The 16,859-nt window shown below is 40.1% G+C and carries 18 protein-coding genes; 7 read left to right on the top strand and 11 right to left on the bottom strand.

Annotated features, from left to right (window positions below; genetic code table 11):
• The first annotated feature begins 21 nt into the window (after nt 1-21).
• Entirely contained in the window at nt 22-1,035 is a 1,014-nt protein-coding gene (epmB, locus tag AAGD16_RS01790) for an EF-P beta-lysylation protein EpmB (protein WP_058155451.1), read from the top strand.
• On the opposite strand, the gene AAGD16_RS01785 is transcribed toward epmB, so the two are convergent.
• Nucleotides 1,032-1,241, bottom strand: coding sequence for a hypothetical protein (locus tag AAGD16_RS01785; RefSeq protein WP_024601670.1), 210 nt, complete (start codon nt 1,239-1,241; stop codon nt 1,032-1,034). The genes epmB and AAGD16_RS01785 overlap by 4 nt on opposite strands.
• Nucleotides 1,242-1,357: 116 nt before the next feature.
• On the opposite strand from AAGD16_RS01785, the gene AAGD16_RS01780 reads away from it, so the two are divergent.
• On the top strand, nt 1,358-1,648 hold the full coding sequence (locus AAGD16_RS01780) for a hypothetical protein (RefSeq protein ID WP_010390514.1): 291 nt from the start codon (nt 1,358-1,360) through the stop codon (nt 1,646-1,648).
• A gap of 55 nt (nt 1,649-1,703) precedes the next feature.
• Here the strand turns inward: AAGD16_RS01780 and AAGD16_RS01775 are convergent, their stop codons facing one another.
• Nucleotides 1,704-2,189, bottom strand: a complete 486-nt coding sequence (locus AAGD16_RS01775; protein ID WP_290191422.1) for a DUF3016 domain-containing protein — start codon at nt 2,187-2,189, stop codon at nt 1,704-1,706.
• 251 nt (nt 2,190-2,440) lie between these two features.
• Here AAGD16_RS01775 and galE point away from each other — a divergent pair, with 251 nt between their 5' ends.
• Nucleotides 2,441-3,457 carry a UDP-glucose 4-epimerase GalE gene (gene galE / locus AAGD16_RS01770; protein ID WP_013463948.1) on the top strand — a complete coding sequence of 339 codons (1,017 nt, stop codon included), beginning with the start codon at nt 2,441-2,443 and terminating at the stop codon, nt 3,455-3,457.
• A gap of 72 nt (nt 3,458-3,529) precedes the next feature.
• Here galE and zapE read toward each other — a convergent pair whose 3' ends face one another.
• Entirely contained in the window at nt 3,530-4,639 is a 1,110-nt protein-coding gene (gene zapE, locus AAGD16_RS01765) for a cell division protein ZapE (RefSeq protein WP_290191423.1), read from the bottom strand.
• A 58-nt stretch (nt 4,640-4,697) separates the two neighbouring features.
• Here zapE and rsuA point away from each other — a divergent pair, with 58 nt between their 5' ends.
• A complete protein-coding gene (gene rsuA / locus AAGD16_RS01760) occupies nt 4,698-5,396 on the top strand; it encodes a 16S rRNA pseudouridine(516) synthase RsuA (RefSeq protein ID WP_377113263.1) in 699 nt (232 codons plus the stop codon).
• A 75-nt stretch (nt 5,397-5,471) separates the two neighbouring features.
• Here the strand turns inward: rsuA and AAGD16_RS01755 are convergent, their stop codons facing one another.
• Both AAGD16_RS01755 and AAGD16_RS01750 read right to left on the bottom strand, forming a co-directional pair.
• Nucleotides 5,472-6,245, bottom strand: coding sequence for a YggN family protein (locus tag AAGD16_RS01755; protein WP_008115461.1), 774 nt, complete (start codon nt 6,243-6,245; stop codon nt 5,472-5,474).
• A gap of 139 nt (nt 6,246-6,384) precedes the next feature.
• Complete coding sequence (locus AAGD16_RS01750; protein ID WP_377113260.1) at nt 6,385-8,814, bottom strand: zinc-dependent metalloprotease; 2,430 nt, start codon at nt 8,812-8,814, stop codon at nt 6,385-6,387.
• Nucleotides 8,815-8,968: 154 nt separating this feature from the next.
• Between AAGD16_RS01750 and AAGD16_RS01745 the strand changes: the two genes are divergently transcribed.
• The gene (locus AAGD16_RS01745; RefSeq protein ID WP_008115459.1) at nt 8,969-9,937 is read left to right on the top strand and encodes a class 1 fructose-bisphosphatase; all 969 of its coding nucleotides are present in this window, start codon (nt 8,969-8,971) and stop codon (nt 9,935-9,937) included.
• Between the two features lie 135 nt (nt 9,938-10,072).
• Here the strand turns inward: AAGD16_RS01745 and AAGD16_RS01740 are convergent, their stop codons facing one another.
• Entirely contained in the window at nt 10,073-10,399 is a 327-nt protein-coding gene (locus tag AAGD16_RS01740; RefSeq protein ID WP_036955823.1) for a hypothetical protein, read from the bottom strand.
• Between the two features lie 43 nt (nt 10,400-10,442).
• Here AAGD16_RS01740 and AAGD16_RS01735 point away from each other — a divergent pair, with 43 nt between their 5' ends.
• Nucleotides 10,443-10,793 (top strand): DUF5522 domain-containing protein, encoded by a 351-nt coding sequence (locus AAGD16_RS01735; RefSeq protein ID WP_036955954.1) that lies wholly within the window; start codon nt 10,443-10,445, stop codon nt 10,791-10,793.
• Nucleotide 10,794: 1 nt separating this feature from the next.
• Here AAGD16_RS01735 and AAGD16_RS01730 read toward each other — a convergent pair whose 3' ends face one another.
• Nucleotides 10,795-11,625, bottom strand: coding sequence for a sulfurtransferase (locus tag AAGD16_RS01730; protein ID WP_306287537.1), 831 nt, complete (start codon nt 11,623-11,625; stop codon nt 10,795-10,797).
• Nucleotides 11,626-11,756: 131 nt separating this feature from the next.
• On the opposite strand from AAGD16_RS01730, the gene AAGD16_RS01725 reads away from it, so the two are divergent.
• On the top strand, nt 11,757-12,500 hold the full coding sequence (locus tag AAGD16_RS01725) for a glycosyltransferase family 25 protein (RefSeq protein WP_368485279.1): 744 nt from the start codon (nt 11,757-11,759) through the stop codon (nt 12,498-12,500).
• 40 nt (nt 12,501-12,540) lie between these two features.
• Here AAGD16_RS01725 and AAGD16_RS01720 read toward each other — a convergent pair whose 3' ends face one another.
• From AAGD16_RS01720 to AAGD16_RS01705, 4 genes are read right to left on the bottom strand one after another with little or no spacing between them, the layout of a single operon-like run.
• Nucleotides 12,541-12,960 (bottom strand): group 1 truncated hemoglobin, encoded by a 420-nt coding sequence (locus tag AAGD16_RS01720; RefSeq protein WP_008468306.1) that lies wholly within the window; start codon nt 12,958-12,960, stop codon nt 12,541-12,543.
• Nucleotides 12,960-13,790 (bottom strand): DUF3034 family protein, encoded by an 831-nt coding sequence (locus AAGD16_RS01715; RefSeq protein ID WP_377113253.1) that lies wholly within the window; start codon nt 13,788-13,790, stop codon nt 12,960-12,962. Before AAGD16_RS01715 ends, AAGD16_RS01720 begins: the two co-directional genes overlap by 1 nt.
• Complete coding sequence (locus tag AAGD16_RS01710) at nt 13,780-16,095, bottom strand: EAL domain-containing protein (RefSeq protein WP_377113250.1); 2,316 nt, start codon at nt 16,093-16,095, stop codon at nt 13,780-13,782. The genes AAGD16_RS01715 and AAGD16_RS01710 overlap by 11 nt, the downstream gene beginning before the upstream one ends.
• Nucleotides 16,085-16,750, bottom strand: a complete 666-nt coding sequence (locus AAGD16_RS01705; protein ID WP_058154101.1) for a methylamine utilization protein — start codon at nt 16,748-16,750, stop codon at nt 16,085-16,087. The genes AAGD16_RS01710 and AAGD16_RS01705 overlap by 11 nt, the downstream gene beginning before the upstream one ends.
• Nucleotides 16,751-16,859 lie beyond the last annotated feature (109 nt).

The raw sequence follows: 16,859 nt of genomic DNA, 5'->3' as shown, positions 1-16,859 counted from the left end.
TTTCGAGTAATCTACGTGCCAATGATACAAAGAAATGAAGCAAATTTGCATAAAAACTGGCAAAAAGAATTAGCAAATGTAGTTACCTGCCCAAAAGTGTTGCTAGAAATGGTTGGTTTATCGAGCCAAGTCCATGAAAACGACATAAAAGCTCGTAGCTTGTTCCCTGTTCGTGTGCCATTGCCTTTTATAAAAAAAATTCGTCACGGCGATGCAAATGACCCTTTATTGCTGCAAGTTATGCCCCGCCATCAAGAGTTTTTAACTAAATCAGGGTTTAATAAAGATCCGTTACTTGAGCAAGATAACAATCAACCGGGTCTGTTGCATAAATATAAATCGCGTGTTTTAGTCATGTTTAAAACCGGTTGTGCCGTAAATTGCCGTTATTGTTTTAGAAGGCACTTCCCCTATCAAGAAAACCAACTGAATAAACGCAGCCTTATTGATGCATTGAGTTATATAAAATCTGATAAAAATATTAACGAAGTGATTTTAAGTGGTGGCGATCCACTAATGGCCAAAGACGATGCTATTAGCTGGTTTTTAGATGAGCTTGAGCAAATACCACAAATTAAACGCATGCGCATACACAGCCGCTTGCCTGTGGTTATTCCTGCACGTATTACTGAACAATTATGTGAAAGATTTGCAAAGTCACCATTAAAAATTATATTCGTTAATCATATTAACCATGCAAACGAAATAGATAATGACTTTAAAAACGCCATGAACATGCTCAAAAAAGCAGATGTGCTACTGTTAAACCAGGCGGTTATTTTAAAAGATGTGAACGATACAGTTGATGCGCAAATAAACTTAAGTGAAGCACTATTTGATGCGGACGTACTGCCTTATTATTTACACTTACTGGATAAGGTAGAAGGCGCAAGTCATTTTGATATTGACGAACAACAAGCAATAAAAATTCAGGCCGAGCTACTAAAAGCCCTGCCTGGATTTTTGGTGCCTAAACTAGTTCGGGAAATAGGAGGTCAAAAAAGTAAAACCCCTATCGACCTCAAATTAGTTTAGACATAAACGTTTACATTATTCCCAAGTGTTGCAGTGACCGACTTAGCCGGTGTTTGCGCACTTGAAGATTGTGTAGCACCTTCAATAAGTGCCAGTGCAGCGGCACCATCAGCTTGCTGTTGCTTTTTAGATAAAGCAGCAGTTAATACTTCTGCGCCTTGGCCTGCACCAGGCATTGTAGGTAGATTTCCACCTGATATATTCATAACTCACACCTGACTTTTAACTGTAATACACGTATTATAGTCGCTGAATTGGTAAATTACTTTACCAACCCACTTAAGTATTTATCGGCAACATTGCACTAAGCTTTAGGAAAACCATGGATTCTATAATTGAACAACTCAACGCCAACTTAAAAATTGTTTACCGTCAGGCACTTGACGCTGACAAAAAACTCGATGAGTTACAACAGCAAGGTCACGGAAAATTTAAAGCCTTATTTGCCGAGGACGCTGGATTTAGTTTCGAAGCTAAACGTTTTAAGCCTTACGTGTTAGACGTTGCCGCTGATGTAGAAAGCTTATCGAGCGACGGTTTGGATGAAGAAAAACTAAAACAAGCGGTTATTAAACTACAAAATTTACTAACGCTGTTAGCGACCTTTAAATAAAAATTAGCGACTTACTTGCAAAGCATCTACCAAAGTAGATGCTTTGCATTATTAGCTAGATACGCGGTAAAATTTGCTCACCAAACCACTCTGTTAATAAGCGTTTTTCATAGTAAAATGCTTCGTCTCGACCCATTTTAATTTTATCCATAAAGCCCATATCTTTTAAGCTCACGTTGTCTTCTTGTGCGACAACACCACTTTCATTACTAAGCACATAGTTAAATTCAATCCGTGGAAAGTGAATGGGTTTAACCACCCGAATTTCGTTAACACCGCCATAGCGCACGTCACCAGCTAAATCTAAATCGGTTACTTCAATTTTTAAACTATAATTTTTAGGAAGCTGCTCACTGAGCTTTGCAAAGTGCTCATCAATATTTTTGGCAATTTGCTTATGGTATGAGCCTTTAGTTTGGTTTGATGGGCGTACATCGCGATAATCATTAAAGTCATGCCATTTAACTTGTGCCTCACCCGCGCAAACAACACTCGGTAGTGCAACAAATATCAACATTGCTATTTTTTTAACTGAGTTCATACGTTTCTCCAACGAGTATGCTGATCATTATAATCAACTAAATATTTTACAAATTGCTATACCTTACTTTAGCAATTACATATGAACTATAACTTAATCTTTCTACTGCGGTGTTATTAAAATTGCACAAAATGCAATCAAAAGTACAGCTTGCGATGTTACGATTGCAAAACAAACAAAATAATACATGTAAAAGCTCAGTATTTATGGTGAAATTAACTTAATTGAACAGAGGTTTCCAAGGAGCATTCATGGCAATTTTAGTAACCGGTGGCGCAGGCTATATTGGCTCACACACCGTTTTAGAACTTTTACAGCAAGGCAGCGACGTTATCGTGATTGATAACTTAAGTAACTCCTCTGAAGAGTCACTTGAGAGAGTGAAAAAAATAACTGACAAAGCAATTACTTTTTATCAAGGTGATATTTTAGATAAACCCTTTTTAGACTCGGTATTTGCCAAGCATACCATTGAAAGTGTGATTCATTTTGCTGGCCTAAAAGCCGTGGGAGAATCGGTCGTAAAACCCATTGAGTATTATCAAAATAATGTACAAGGTACACTAACACTGGTTGATGCTATGCGTGATGCGGGTGTATTCAAACTGGTATTTAGCTCATCCGCCACTGTATACGGCGACCCAGCAAGCTTACCAATACGCGAAGACTTCCCCGTTGGCGGTACAACCAATCCATATGGTACGTCTAAACTAATGGTTGAAATGATGTTGCAAGATATCGCTAAATCAGATGAGCGCTTCGCGTTTGCTATTTTGCGCTACTTTAATCCTGTTGGTGCACATGAGTCAGGTTTGATTGGTGAAGACCCTAATGGTATTCCTAATAATTTATTGCCTTTCATTTCACAAGTTGCGGTTGGCAAATTAAAGCAACTTGCTGTATTTGGCGACGATTATGATACGGTTGATGGTACTGGCGTTCGTGATTACATTCACGTTGTAGATTTAGCCCTAGGGCATTTAAAAGCACTTGATAAAATAGCCGCAGAAACCGGTGCGCTTGTTTATAACCTTGGTACAGGTAACGGCTATTCAGTATTACAAATGGTCAATGCGTTTATTAAGGCTAGCGACCAAGCAATCCCTTATGCGGTGTCACCTCGTCGCCCAGGTGATATTGCAGCCTGTTATGCTGCGCCAGAAAAAGCCCTTAGTGAACTAGGTTGGCAAGCTGAGCGTGGTATTGATGTCATGATGCAAGATACTTGGCGCTGGCAATCAAATAATCCAAATGGATATAAGTCATAAAGGCTTCTTTAAGTTATCAGCTTAAAATTAAAACACCGCATTTAAATTAAATGCGGTGTTTTAATGTTGTACTTACCAATTTTGCATTTCTACAATCCGTGACTGGGTTCGCGCATATTCAAAACTTAACTTTTTACCTTGGTATAACTCGTTTATGTCGGCCTGGGCATTAATTACTAGTAATTTGTGGCAATCGTAAAACTCATCGACTAAGGCAATAAAACGCCGTGCTTCATCATCAAGAGTATGCTCATCCAATTGCTGCTTTTCTCGCTGATAGCTATCTTCTATACCATGCACAATAACCTTACCGGTTGCCTCTTTTCCCATTATTGGCACGTTAGCGATGTAAACCACCGGAAATTGTTCCGCTAAAAACATATAGTCATTAGCGCTGCGAGGACCTGAGCACAGTGCCATAAAATCAATCAGTAGTGCATCGTTAGTTTTTAATAAATAGGGAAGTGCTCGGCCATGCACAGTCATTGTATTATCACGCGTTGCTTGAGGGTGCGCGGATAAAAACCCAGCTTCAAATTCCGGGTGGGGCAAGTTAATAAAATAATGACAACTGCTTCTACCGTACCTGAAGCGGTGGTCTTCCTTCCCCGCTACGTTAATTACATGACAATGCGCATTTATTAAATCGATAGTTGGTAAAAATCGCGCGCGTTGCAAACCGTTGTAATAAAGTTGCTCGGGTTTAGCGTTAGAGGTTGCGACTAGTACCACGCCTTGTTCAAACAAAGCGTTAAATAACCGAGCCATGATCATGGCATCACCAATATCACTAACAAAAAACTCATCAAAGCACAGTACCTTTATCTCTTTGGCCCACTGTTTAGCTATTATTTGTAGCGGATTTTTATCCCCTTGTAACTTGGCCAATTGAGCATGAATTTTTTCAATAAAGTGATGAAAATGCAGGCGCTGCTTTTTTTCTGTGGGTAAATTTTTATAAAATAAATCCATCAGCATAGATTTACCTCGGCCAACAGGACCGTATAAATATACCCCTTTGATTAACCGTGCTTTTTGCCACCAGCTTGTTGGCTGATTTAATTGCTCACTCAAAGACTGTAACGCACTCACGGCTTGGTGCTGCGCCGCATCAAAATCAAGCTCTCCTGATGAAACTTTGCGGTGGTACAGGCTTAAAATTTCTGTGCTGGGCTCTGTCATGGTATTTCACTATCCGCTATACTCGCGGCCATTGTAGCCGACTAAAAATATGAACAACATGAAATTTCCTTGCCGTTTAGATAAATTTATTAGCCATTTAGCAGAATTACCGCGCTCAAAAGCCCGTGCGGCAATAAAAAGTCAGGCGGCAACCGTAAATGGTGAGGTGATCACTGCATTCGACTTTCAAGTGAACCAACAAGATGACGTGCTGTTTTATGACGAGCCATTAGTTTTTTTAGGTAAACGCTACTTTATGCTCAATAAGCCGGTAGGTTATGTGTGCGCTAATTCGGATGAGTTACACAAAACCGTATTTGATTTGCTTGATGAGCCAAACATGGCCGATTTTCACATTGCTGGGCGTTTAGACATAGACACCACTGGCCTAGTGCTTATTACTAACGATGGCGACTGGTCACACAAAATTACCTCGCCTAAAAAGAATAAATTTAAAACCTACTTGGTTGAAACTCAAGAGCCGATTACCGATGATGCACTGCAGCAATTACGCGACGGTGTGCAGCTTCACAATGAAAAAGATTTAACTCGCCCTGCTATTGCTGAGCGCTTGGGGAATTATGGTTTACGCTTGTCTATTTCTGAGGGTAAGTATCACCAAGTAAAACGTATGCTAGCAGCGGTAGATAACAAGGTAGTTGAATTACATCGTGAACAAATTGCGGGTATAAAGCTAGGTGAAGATCTGGCTGCAGGTGAATACCGCCCACTAACCGCCGCAGAGATAAAACTGTAAGGTTGTTTGGGTATTAGGAAAACAGCTTCAAACTGACCGCAGCCCTTTCTGAAACCTGGCGTCTAAAACCTGCTCTTACGATTTAATTTGTACTAAATCAAAGTCTGTCATTCCGGGTACAATCGCTTGCAGACGAGACTCAGTAATATCTAGAGAATTTAAGCATTCACAATATTCAGAGGCTTTAAGTTCTAATTGGTGGGCTTTTTTCTGCAACGACTTATCGATTTCTTTGGTAATGATATCCATGCGTTGCCCCATGTCGTTCATGCGGTCTTCTATATTGCCTTCTCGAGATTTAAACGCATCCCCGAGCGACATTAAAATAGCACCCAAAGAGCCATGTACTGCAGAGTGTATTTTTTGGCTAATTTCTTTAGTAAAAAAATCATCAATTTGGGAAAGCGATTGAGGGGCTATAAAAAAGAAGTCGTCGCCACGCTTAAACTTATCCATAAGTGCACGCTCTACATATTGTAATTGCGTTTTTAGCACTTCGGGTTCTTTATCTGACATGCCCTCAACAACATGCTCAATAGCACTAAGCCCAAGGTTTACACCGTCAGTCGCTAAATCGACTAGCTCAGGAACCGTTTGACGAATACCATTGCTAAATTGTTCTAGCACTTTACTTTCGTCGGTGCTTAAGTCGACCCAGTAGCCTCGAATAAACAGTTGATTATTATTGTTAATTTGCACCCTAGTTTGGCCTTTATCAACAATACGGATCACATCATCGGTAATAATTAAACCATGACGAAGTTCAACATCACATTGCTTTTGTGCGATTGCATTGCAGCTTAAAAGTGCCATTGATAACGCCAATATCGAACGAGATAAAAACGCCATAAACACCTCAAAAAGACTAAAATAGGGGGTGGCTAGATTAACAAAAAACCAACTTTATGCAAGCAAAAGTAACACCCTAAAAACAAGGCACCATGAAACGTAACGTTTATACAGCGCCTTTATCCTCTGGCTTGTACTATTAAATAGGTGAGCCTGGTGGTATGGGTAACGCTTTAAAGTTATCAGGCCACTGGCCTGTTGTTAAAAACTGATTAATTTGCGCCGCTAAATAGTCTTTAAATGCGCTGTCACCTACTTCAGGGTGGCTCAGTAAAGAGTGTTGATTAAACTCATCAGCAAGTTTGCTTAAATAGAAATGCAGTTGCGCTTGCACCTCTGGACTTAGTGTTTGGCTAGCGACAAGATCAGCCATAGTTTTTGCCGTTAAGTACTGTACTCGTTGCGTTACTTTTCCTGTCATGGTGGCAGGCGCTGATACATTAAACACCTGCTTATTTAATTGTTTAAGCAGCTCATCTAAGCCATAAAAGCGGTTATCTCGCACTTGCTGCTGCGCTAAACGATTTAATCGTTGAGCATTAAGTAATAGCGATAAGCTATGCTGCGCGGCGACTTCAGGCAATGCAAGTGCATCCATGGTTAAGCCGGTACGCCCCACTATACTTTCTCGTGATTTAGACTCGCCATAAGCTTTAGGTACGATTAAGGAAAGTATCGACTCTGGAAGCGTTAAGTTGCTTGCTTTTAGGGTCGCTAAAATGGCATTAACCGCTTGTTGTTGAGCCTCTTTAGTTACAACTTGGGCGCCTTTAACGGGTGCATTACTGCGTATCTCATAGTCATAATCAACGCCCGCGATAAGCTTAGCAACCGCTTCAACTTGATAACGATGGAACAAATAAAGCGGTACTAGCTTTTCTTCCAATTGCGATAGCGCAACCCCAGTTTTTATATTATTAATACCAAACTGCCCAAGCGCCTGCTTTCGCACATCAAGCACTCTAAGTAATTCTTCACTTGGATTACTGCCGTTATCCCAAAGGTGCGCTGTAGGGTGCGCCCCACCTTTGGCACGGGCATCACTGTCAGAAATAAACGCCAAACCTTGCGCTTTATTTTGCTGTAAAATAGCAGCGAGTGCTGCGCTTTCATCTTGTCCGGTAAAATCACTGTAGCCATATTTGATCACTTGGGTATCCCATGCCCCCATACCTTTAGCATAACCTTGAGATACATCTAACTGACCATTATCAGCAAAACTTAACAACGGATGCGGATAGTCCATCACCGAAGCACGATTATTTACTGACGCAGCAAAGTTGTGCGCAATACCCAGTGTATGACCAATTTCGTGAGCACTGAGTTGACGAATACGATCAAGTGCCATTGCATGTAAGGTACTTGCTACTTCATTGCCTTTTAAATAAGGCGCTGCCAGTGATTCAGCAATTAAAATATCTTGGCGTACTCGTAGCGATCCTAGTGTGACATGGCCTTTAATAATTTCGCCTGTACGTGGGTCTATAATTGAACTGCCATAAGACCAACCACGAGTTGCGCGATGCACCCATTGAATAACGTTGTAGCGCACATCCATAGGATCAGCATTATCTGGTAGCACTTTAACTTCAAATGCATTTTTATATCCTGCTGCATTAAAGGCGTCATTCCACCATTGCCCGCCTTCTAATAAAGCCGTTTTTACTGGTTCAGGTACGCCAGGGTCTAAGTAATACACAATGGGTTCGACCGGTTCACTTACAGCCAGACTCGGATCTTTTTTTATTAACCGATGGCGTGGAATGTAACGCACATACATAGACTCATCGAGCCCTGCTGCATAATTTTTATGCTCCACACTCCAATAACCCGATTGCGGGCTGAATTTACGTGGCGTGTAATTGTCATCAGGCAATTTGATTAATGAATGGTGCATATGCACGGTTAGCGCGTATGGATCAGCACTCACTTGGCGCACATATTCACCTGGTTTAGACCCTTTAAAGGTGAGAATGGCTTCAAGTTCAGTATTTTTTACAAATGCTTTTGAGCGATTCATAAATACCGCACTGCGTGACTCATCAAGGCTAAACTGCCCTTGCTTGCGCGCAGCTAAAGTACGGCTTACGCCATGTACATCGCTTAGTAAATAGGGGGTGTAATCAATTAATGCAGCATTGTCATCTTGCGCGACAACTTTAAAACCCGCCAAAATACTGGATGCAAACGCTTCTTTAACGCTTTGCTGCTCTGCTAGATTACTTGTGTTTGCACGGTAGTAAGTATTTACAGCGCGCAACATAACCTTATTGCCGAAGCGCTCAAACTGTACCAAATAAGTACCGCCTAATTGGCCTCTATCTAAACCAATATCGTTAGACCCTACTCCATAAGGTAAGCTGTGTTGTAATAAAAATTGTTGTTCAAGTTTATCGACCTTTAAATACACATTGCCGTTTTGCGTATCGTAAAAGAAAGAAAAATAACCCGGGAAATGGTTCATTTTTTCAGTAAATTCGTCAATAGACTTAATTGCTGCGTGCGCTTGGGTTATCATACAGAGCAGCACAGTAAAGAGTATGTAACTTAATCGTGATATTTTTTGCATAATCTTATCTTTGTTATTAGCGTTTTAAATGCGATGTAGGTATCCCATTATAGGGGGTTATTTATACAATACAGTTATTTAAGACGAATTTCAGCGCTCTAAACTAATCTCTCTCACATTATGATTAGTTTTAACACGTTATCAGGAAAAAAGAATGCGTAGACTCCCACCAGTATTACTAGAAGATGGCTGTTCAAGAGAACTTTTGTCGTTAATTCGTACTATTTTAGCGGCATGTAAAGAAATTTCATTTCGCGTCGGTCAAGGTGAATTATCGGGCGTATTAGGCTCAACCCTAGATGAAAACATTCAAGGCGAAACACAAAAGAAACTCGATGTACTGTCTAATCAGTTATTAAAAGATATATTGCTGGAGTCAGGCACAGTTAAAGCGATCGCCTCTGAAGAAGAAGATTATACCGTTGCCGGTAACCCAGATGCTGAGTACATTGTTGCATTTGACCCACTTGATGGCTCGTCAAACACCGATATTAACTCGCTAGTAGGCACTATATTTTCTATTATGAAAGCGCCGGTGGGCTCTGATGCTGCTGATGAAAAGATTTTTATGCAACCTGGGCATCAACAAGTAGCTGCAGGTTACGTACTGTATGGGCCATCGACCATGCTTGCGCTAACAACGGGTAAAGGTACACGCATGTTTACCTTAGATAAAACCCAAGGTAGCTTTTTACTTACCCAAGATTTTGCCGCTATTCCTGCTAAAACCAATGAATTTGCAATTAATGCCTCAAACCAGCGCCACTGGGAACCGGCGATGCAAAACTACATTAATGATTTACTTGCGGGAGATACAGGCCCTCGTGCTCAAAACTTCAATATGCGTTGGATTGCTGCAATGGTTGGCGATGTACACCGTGTACTTAGCCGTGGTGGCTTATTTACTTACCCAACTGATACTAAAGATCCTAATAAGCCTAATAAACTGCGTTTACTTTATGAAGCAAACCCAATGGCAATGCTAGTAGAGCAAGCAGGTGGTATTGCTTCAACAGGCACTGAGCGTATTATGGATATTCAGCCTGATGCCATCCATCAGCGTGTTGCGGTTATTTTAGGCTCTAAAGACGAAGTAGAAACTTGCTTGAGCTATCATAAGTAAACAAGTTGTCAGTTGTCAGTTGTCAGTTGTCAGAAAATACTAAGCCGGATTTAACTTAAATGCGGCTTAGTATTATTTATCCGTTACATAAAACCGCAGTAAGCTCGCATCTAAAAGAGTTGAGTTAGCCTAAATCTAGTCCTTTAATAATGCTAATAATTGTTCAAGCTTTGTATGGCTAAACTCGCCCATTTGTTCGCTATTGCTCAGCGCATAAATAACCCCTTCATGCTCAGCGCTATCTATATCTGCTCTTGATTCAATGACGTTGGCCCAAAGCGCGAGATCATCGAGATCTATTTCATTACTTACACAGCGCTTAAGCACATCAATCAATACGGGTGTCGTTAACTTATAAAGTGGCTTAGCATTGTGCGCAGAGCTTGACACTATTACTGAAATTGCTTCGTCTCTTTGCTCCCCAAATGTAATAAATTCAGCCAATGCTTTTTGTATATTCATAATGTTTGTTATTCTTGCTGCTCTACTGTTAATAAGACCTAAAATGACCCAGATAAACTGCAGCCAATGTAATACAACGCTTAACTGTAATGTTAATGATATAACCGCATGTTGGTGTTATCAGTTACCCGCTATTTTACCACTCGATGATACAGCAACCAGCTGCTTATGCCGTTCATGTTCTCTTGCTAAAATAAATAGCTATTTAGAGACTATATACACCCAACCAATAAAAGCTCAAATCGCTTTTGCTAAACAATTTAGAAGCCATGATAATTTAATTGAAGGGTTAGATTACACCATGCAAAATAGTTACATGGTGTTTAGTAAGTGGTATTTTTTAAAGCGTGGTACTTGCTGCAAAAATGGTTGTAAAAATTGCCCTTATAGCTAAATTAGCCACACACAGCAATAGGCAGTGAGTTATCAGCGCCCCATTCACTCCACGAGCCATCGTACACACTTAAATTACTATAGCCGCATTCATCGGCAAACAGCGCAAGCGCACAGGCAGTAACACCAGAGCCACAGCTAAATTGTAAGTGGGTTGCATTACCGACTAATTCACTAAACTTTGCCTGTATAAAGTCGAGTGATTTTGCTTCACCATTTTCTAATAGACTAGTTAAAGGTAGCGAATAGCTATTAATAATATGGCCGCTGCGCATTCCGGCTCTTGGCTCACTACTTTTGCCGGTAAAGCGCTCATAAGCGCGTGCATCTAAAATAACTGTATTGGCATCCTCAGTAGCACTTAGCACCTGTTTTTTATCAATAAAGTAATCAGGCCGGTATTGAGCAATAAAATCGCCTTTTAATGATGCTTGTGTATAGTTTGATTCAACCGGAAGCCCGAGTTCAAGCCACTTGGCTAAACCGCCACTGAGGACTTTTACGTTATCAAACCCCATAGCTTTAAACATCCACCAAGCTCTAGCTGCACTGAATAACCCTGCATCTTCATAAATCACCACAAGTGAATCGTGATTCACTCCCGCTTTTTGCATCACTTGAGTAAATTGTTCTGCACTACACAAGGTATTAGGCAATGGGTTTGAGGTATCTGCGAGTTCTTTTTTGATATCAAACCGTTGTGCTTTAGGAAGCATGGCAACGGGTGAGTACTCCCCCGCAGCTGAGGGACGTAACATACCCGCATCAAAAATAACCAGGTTAGCTTGCTCTAAGCGAGCATGTAACCATTGTGCACTCACCATGTTTTTCATCGTCTTTCCAAATTTGAGGAAATGAAATAGCTATATATTATTACAGCCTGTTTATAAACAGAATTTAGACTGGTTACAAATTATAATAATGCTAAAATAGCTGCTTTGAGGTTTCTAAATAAAATAAAATTATGCCAATCCCTTTTTACATTATCAATATGCAAGGCTGCGAAGACCGTTGGGAAACAACCCTAAAGCGACTTACCAGTCTACACTTAAATGCTGAACGTTTTGAAGCGACCATTGGCAAAAACCTTAGTGAAGAAGAAACCCTCAAGTGGTATTGCCCGAAAAAAAATAAAAAACGTTACAATCGCAATCTATCTGCAGGTGAAATTGGTTGCTATGTAAGTCATATGCGCCTTTGGCAAAAAATGGTTAATGAAAACATGCCTTTTTGTGTTGTATTAGAGGATGACCTTTTCATTGAGGCTTCGCTTAAAGATGTTGTTGATGCGGCAATTAAATTGAAAAACTGGGATTTAATAAAATTATCTGACAACAGAAATTTTCCATTTATTGACAGTGCCCCATTAGAAAATAATCTAACAGTCGGTAATTATAAAAAAGCACCAAATGGCACTCAAGGCTACATCATTTCATTAAGTGGGGCTAAAAAACTACTGCAAAGAAAACCATTTTTTAGACCCGTAGATGTCGATATGCAATTTCACACAGAAGTAGGGCTAAGTATGATTGGCATAAAACCCTACCCGGTTGCCGAAGATCGAAGCTTTATTAGTGAAATAACAAGCGCTAATGCAGGTTCGCACTCAAACCGCAGTACATTTATCAGAAATTTAATTCATAGATCGAGTATTCATATGCAAAGACGATATAAAACTGCGGATCTTGTCAAAATTACAAGTGAGTAATACCAAGCATATTTTTAAATGTATGCATTTGATTATAAAATTAAATCTTAATAATTTCGCCACGCAATGGCGCCATTTTAGCTAAAATTTTATTTTGCACTGTATGTGGGATATTTTGCTCGTTCATTGCATTTATTAATAAATCGACAACGTGATTGAAGTCTTTTTCGTTTATATTCATGCCAGTATGAATAGCAACCATAGAGTCACCTTTATATTCACAAGGGCCCTCCACCAGCGAACATAAATGGCTAATAAACCCTTGTCGAAAATGACTGATATTACTGTGCTCAAAGTAATGAAACACTTGTTTGTCATTACCTATTTGTGTAATAAAACTATCAGTTAGCCTCTCAAGCCCAGCTTGTTCGCCAAGCTGGTGATACAAAGAGGTGTTGGGTTGGGTTGTACACCCTGCAAGTAAGTTTAAACAACAAAAAATAAATACACTCAGTTTCATTACCAATACCCCGTAACCGATAAATACCAGCCAGTTTGATTATCAACACCAGCAATCCGCCCTAAATCTAAATAGGCCGCAGTCACACTCATATGCTTATTTGGTATCCACGCTATAAATAAATCACGCCAATCTTGTTCGCCTAACCCCAAGTTGTTGGCTTTTTGTCGATATTCAACACCAATGGCAAGTTCACGACTTACAAAAACTGCACTACTTGCTTCTAGCAAAATATGGCTGCCCTCATTAGCCCCGCCATATCCTAACAGTCCTAGCTGATTGGCTTTACTGTAGCGGGTGGTCACATTCCAAAACCAGTTGTACCCAGCAAGTGCGCCCAAATGTAATTTACTGGCGGCTAGGTACACATCTGTACCACTGGTATTTTTTGCGCCAACTAACTTTGCTACTGTGCCATCCTCTAGTGATTTATGCTGTACGCCCACACTTAGCTGTGGCCACTGACTGTAAACTACATCACCATATAAACGAATTTTAGCCCCAGAAATTGACTGCTCTATTTCGGTATTGAGTGCAGGCACATCAAACTGCTGCACTGCATAACTGAGCTCAACTCGATTGAATAGGTTTAGTTGCATGCCGCAGGCATCAAGACGGTAGTCAGTAACATCAGCACGACTACAAAAACCATTAACAGCCCATTCGTCTTCACTGGCATACCCTGCTAATTGTGCCCAAGGAACTAATCCGCCCCCTGCACTGCCTTCAATTTGAGACACCCCAGGTGTTGCTAATAATTTCCCCGTAGCAGCCATACTTAACGCACTACAAAATGAGAGTGCCAAGACGAATAATAACTTAATGTACACGCTGATATTCCTCTAACCATTGTTCTAATTGCTGCGCTTTTAAAGGGCGACTTAAATAGTAACCTTGCGCATGATCGCATTGCATTTCGTGAAGCATTGATAAAGACTCAGCGGTTTCTACCCCTTCAGCCACAACAGAAAATCCCAATTGGTGACCCAATGTGATTGAAGAGCGCACTATGTATTGATCTTTTTGTGATTCGTGCAGAGTTAAAATAAAGCATTTATCTAACTTAAGCTCATCAATAGGTAACATCTTTAAGCGCCCCAATGATGTTTGTCCGACACCGTAATCGTCTAATGAGATTTTAACGCCAATAGTTTTTAAATCTTCTAACGCTTTAATACCTTGGGCTTCATTTTCAATCATATCGCGCTCCGTCAACTCAATAGTGACAGAGCTTGGGTTTACTTGGTATTTATTTAAGGTGGCTACCAACGAAGCGTGAAAACCTGAATGAGCAATATCTTGGGCAGAAACATTAATAGCGGCTTGTAAATGAATATCCTTTTTTGACCAATCGGCTATTTGTGCAATCACAGTCTCGACAACCCAAGCGGTCAGCTCTACTATTAACCCTGACTGCTCGGCTAAATCAATAAAGACCTCAGGCGAGACCCAGCCACCATCTTTTCGTTGCCAACGAATAAGAGACTCTACCTTATCAATTTTCTGACTTTTAATATTCAATTTAGGCTGATAGGTCATAAATAATTGTCCATTATCATCATCAATTGCTTGTTTGAGTTCATCAAGCATAATTAAACGGTCTAAATGCGCCTCATCTTCACCGTCTTGATAATAATGTAAGCTTTGCTGACTCGTTGTAGCTGCATCAACAGCAATGAGTACACGTCGCATTAAATCGTCTGCTTTAGTCCCTTGCTCTGGGTATTGCACAATACCAGCATTAAAACGTAAGCTTATTTTTAAATTTTTAACCTTGTAAGCTAGCTGTAATTGCTTGAGTAAATCAGCCACTGCACATTTTACCTGCTCAACCTCTGCACAAGGGTAAACCGTTAAGAATTCATCGCCACCAATACGGGCATGAAAACCACCTAGCTCATCAGAAAATTGACGAATACGGTTTGCCACTGCAATTAAACATCCATCCCCTACTTGTGGACCAAGCTTATCGTTTATATGCCTTAAGCCTTTTATATCAATAGCAACAAGCGTGTACCGCGCATCATTAGTGAGCCGCTTAGCTAATAAATCTAATATGGCTGAACGGTTATAAAACCCTGTTAAAGTATCGTGATGTGCTTGAAAACTGATTTGCTGCTCACGCTTATTAATATCATTACCCATGTTATTAAAAGCATTCACGAGCGTTTCTATTTCACTGCTTTGCTTTTTACCTTCAAATTTAAAGCGGTAGTCGCCTTTTGCAAACTGTCTGGCAATAACCGCTAACTGTGAAAGTCCTGTCGTTAAATTATTTGCTAACAAACTACTGGTGATCACACCAAATAACATAGTTAAAACAGCGAGTGTGATCAGTGTTAATAATAATTGCTCAATATCGCGATAACTCGAGGTTAAATCTGCGCTAAGCAGTAAGGTTATCGGATGCGATTGTAAAGAGGGTAAAGCTATTTGTTCGTTTTCATAGGCCAAATATTCGGCAAAAAAACGAGCCGTAGTTTTATTGGTAAAGTACGCTATTGGTTGAAAGTTATCTGGTTGGGATACTAGCGAGCTTGTTGCAAAATCATCTAATTGCGCAACAAAACTAACCTCCATTCCGGTTAAGCTTTTTAGCTCAGTAGCCACTGCAGATGTTATTTTAAATCCGACCAAACTGTAAGCTATGGTTCTGGGAGTTTTAACGGGCAATAAAATCACTTGGTACAGCTGGTTATTTAACACCACAAAGCTCGATTGCTCAGAATTATTTAATAACTCATCCATCAAGGGTTGTAGGTTATCGGCAAAATTTTGTGCATTAACATTAGCTGACACTAACCGCCCTGATAAATCGAGCAACAGCATAAGATCCGCATTGATCCGTTGACTGTGGTTGTATAACACACTGCTAATAGTGGCGGCATCACGAGTTGCAACCGCTTGCTTAAAACCAAAATCAGCGGTTAACACCTTTGCGGCTGTTAATAATAAGCTCTCTTTTGATTTTAAATATTGTTTATAAACGCTTTGCGCAACCGTTATATTTTGTTGCACTTTTTCTGCCTGAAATTTACTGGTAGACCACCAAAAGCTCAGTAAACTAACCAAGGTAGTGAGTAATACCAAGCCAACGCAAAGCGTTGTAATACGACTGCGTAAATTATTGGCCATTGCCTTCCCTAAATTGACTGCCAAAGGTATTACGTGGTGCAGGGGTAGATGTATTTATAGTTATTGATAACGGGCTGGTTGAGTCTATATTAAACTGTTTTTTATTATCCAAGGGAGCTGTTTGCAGTGAATGCCAAACACTGGCTTGCACAGGAAAAGTGTCTACTTGCAGCTTTATCAGGCCTTGCTCGTTACTGGTATACACATGACTACTGTTAGCGACATATATATAGCCCACCATGGAGTCATGAATATTGCAGCCTAGAACAACAACACCTTGATTATCAAACTTAATAGGTTCTTCTGGCTGGCCAGAATAGAGCTTTAATTGAAAAGGTTTAGCTTTTGAAAAAGAATAAACATGGTGGCGAATATTATCGCTATTTGGAAAGTCGACGTACTGACCTTGGTGCACAATAAGCAACTCTGGAGAAAACTGTTTATCAACTTGATCCATTACCGCTGTGGGTAAATTGCCCGAAGTTTTTGAAGAAGGTAAATGATTTATTTCTACGACAGCATTAGGCAATACTTGGCCATGCTGATCTTTAATAACCAAATTAATGTTATTACCAAAAGCCGATACATTAAACAATACACCCAGTACTAATAAATAACGACGTTTTGCAATAACTTGCCATGCTCGCTCTAACATAACCACACCCAAAAATTCACCATAGGTTAAGTTAATTAGAGACGAGCACTAATTGCAAGAATTATAGTTCAGTAACTTAAAATAAATACTTTTTCATTAGTTAAAATGA

The sequence above is a fragment of the Pseudoalteromonas sp. M58 genome (genome assembly GCF_042604605.1).
Classification (GTDB): domain Bacteria; phylum Pseudomonadota; class Gammaproteobacteria; order Enterobacterales; family Alteromonadaceae; genus Pseudoalteromonas; species Pseudoalteromonas tetraodonis.
This window is presented reverse-complemented; position numbering and strand designations above follow the sequence as displayed.